Source organism: Hymenobacter agri (genome assembly GCF_054778495.1).
Map to the genome: position 1 here is coordinate 1 of NZ_BAAGZM010000661.1, position 2,206 is coordinate 2,206.

The 2,206-nt window shown below is 62.5% G+C and carries 4 protein-coding genes; 2 read left to right on the forward strand and 2 right to left on the reverse strand.

The window, feature by feature from the left end:
* The first annotated feature begins 183 nt into the window (after positions 1–183).
* Positions 184–939 carry a ZIP family metal transporter gene (locus ACYVDE_RS20765; protein ID WP_460503444.1) on the forward strand — a complete coding sequence of 252 codons (756 nt, stop codon included), beginning with the start codon at positions 184–186 and terminating at the stop codon, positions 937–939.
* A gap of 55 nt (positions 940–994) precedes the next feature.
* The gene (locus ACYVDE_RS20770) at positions 995–1,426 is read left to right on the forward strand and encodes a putative quinol monooxygenase (RefSeq protein WP_460503445.1); all 432 of its coding nucleotides are present in this window, start codon (positions 995–997) and stop codon (positions 1,424–1,426) included.
* A 62-nt stretch (positions 1,427–1,488) separates the two neighbouring features.
* Here the strand turns inward: ACYVDE_RS20770 and ACYVDE_RS20775 are convergent, their stop codons facing one another.
* Entirely contained in the window at positions 1,489–1,737 is a 249-nt protein-coding gene (locus ACYVDE_RS20775; RefSeq protein WP_460503446.1) for a transposase, read from the reverse strand.
* A 101-nt stretch (positions 1,738–1,838) separates the two neighbouring features.
* On the reverse strand, positions 1,839–2,206 hold a 368-nt coding region (locus ACYVDE_RS20780; RefSeq protein WP_460503447.1), incomplete at its 5' end, for a T9SS type A sorting domain-containing protein.

Genomic DNA, 2,206 nt, shown 5'->3' on the forward strand with positions numbered 1-2,206 from the left:
AGGCCGGCCCCGTGCAGAACGGCGACCGTGCCATCGAGCCGCTCGACGAGCTGCCCGCCACCGCGCAGCTCGTGCGCCAGGGTGCCTACTTCCTCGAAGCCGAACTAAACAAAGGCCAGCAGGCCGACTAACGCCATGACCCTCTTACAAGTAACAGCGGCTGCGGCCCCTTCCTGGCTCACCATGACCAGCCTCTCGCTCTTGCCACCCGTGGTAATGGTGGTGGGCGCGTTGCTGGCCGTGTGGCGGCCCCCGGGACCGTCGCTGCGCAGCGCCATTCTGCACTTCGCGGCGGGCGTGGTCTTTTCGGTAGCGGCAGTCGAAATCCTGCCCCTCATCGTGCACGAGCACTCGCCGGTAGTCGTGGCCCTCGGCTTTGCCTTGGGCGTGGCCCTCATGCTGGCCCTACGTCAGCTCACCCGCTACCTGGAGCGCCGGGCGCACCTGCGCCGGTCGCCCGCCCCCGGCACAGTGGCGGCCGAAGCTACCAGTGCCAATGGCAATCAGCTGCCCTGGGGGCTCCTGATTGCCATTGGGGTCGACATTTTCCTGGATGGCCTTCTACTAGGCATCGGCTTCGCGGCCGGGGCCAAAGAAGGTACGCTTCTGGCGGTGGCCCTGGCGTTCGAGCTGTTTTCGTTGGGCCTGGCCACGGCCGTGGAGCTGCAGCAGGAAGCCTTTACCAAGGCCCGGTCGGTCGGCATCGTGGCGCTGCTGGCTGGCTCTTTGGTCGTCGGCGCGGCCATCGGCCTCACGCTGCTCAGCCACGCCGCGGGCGGGTTGCTGGTATTCGTGCTCTCGTTTGGCCTGGCCGCCCTGCTCTTCCTAGTCACCGAAGAGCTGCTGGCCGAGGCGCACTCGGAAGACGAATCTGCCTGGCTGACGGCCGCCTTTTTCGTGGGCTTTCTGCTCTTCCTGCTGCTGGGCATGGTAGCCTGACAGCCCATTACACGCTGTCTTTTTATTCAAAGCAACTCTTTCATCTCAGCTCATCATGACCAGGTTTTTGTTGCTGTTTATCAGCGCACTCTCGCTAACTACTGCCACTGCCAACGCGCAAATTCGGCGGGGCACGGGCCTGCTGACCCATAACCACGGGCCAGTGCTCTTCTATGCTCGAACCGTTGCTCTCACTATCAAGCCCGAGCATCGCGCACAGTTTCTGCAAGCCACCAGCGTGCTCCAGGCCAAAGGGGCTCACGAAGCGGGCTGCCTCAACTACCATTACTACGAGGACCCTACCACTCGCAATAACTTCCTGCTGCTAAGCGAATGGAGCAGTGCTGCCGCTATGGAATCATACTATCGACAACCCTTTGTGGTCGACTATTTCGGGCAGCTGTCCGCCTGGCTGACGGAGCCCGCAACCGTGCGGCTGTTCGAAACCGTCAAGCACCAGACGACGACCATTGCGGTGAGACCCTGAAATGTTATGGCGATAGCGCAATCAAGCGGCTTCGCGTTGCAGGAACGGTATTGGCTCCAGTATCAGGTTGAACACTGCCGCCAGCACCTGCGCCCAAATGCTAAAAGCGCGTATACGTCATGTCCCAGTTGTCTTGGGAGGGTCGGCCGGGTCCGCCAGCTGCAGCCGTTGCGCAACAACCGTAGCACACACTCCACGAGCCGACGGTTGTCATGGCCCCGGACGCCTTTCGTGTATCCGCGACCTGACAGCAGCGGCGCAATGCGGGCCCACGGCAGGTCTGGGTACAGATAATGTATGCTACAAAGCAATAACTGCTTGTCATCAACACCTTCTAAACCGCTTCCGCTTAAAAGAAAACCCGGTTGCTTGAGACAACCGGGTTTCGAGAAAGAGCAGCTTGCGGGCTGCCTTATTGCAGCGTCACCTTGCGGGTCAGGACTTCATTTCCTGCCTGTACGCGCAGGCTGTAGATACCGGCGGCCAAACCCGCCGTGCGCACGGTTTGCTCGCTGGTGTTGGCCAGGGGCTGACGGTGCACCACCTGGCCCAAAGAGTTGAGGAGCTCCACCGTACCCGTGCCCAGGGGGCGCGCCAGCTGCAGGGTAAACTGCCCGCTGGTGCTGGGATTCGGGAATACGGCCAGGGCCGCGTTATTGCTGGTGCGCGTGGCCAGCAATGCCGTGGCGGCAATGGTAAAGAGGCCGCCCGTGTCGGCGCTGCCGTAGCCGCTCACGGCCACGTAGTAGCGCTGCCCGGGCGTGAGGCCCGTGACGGCCA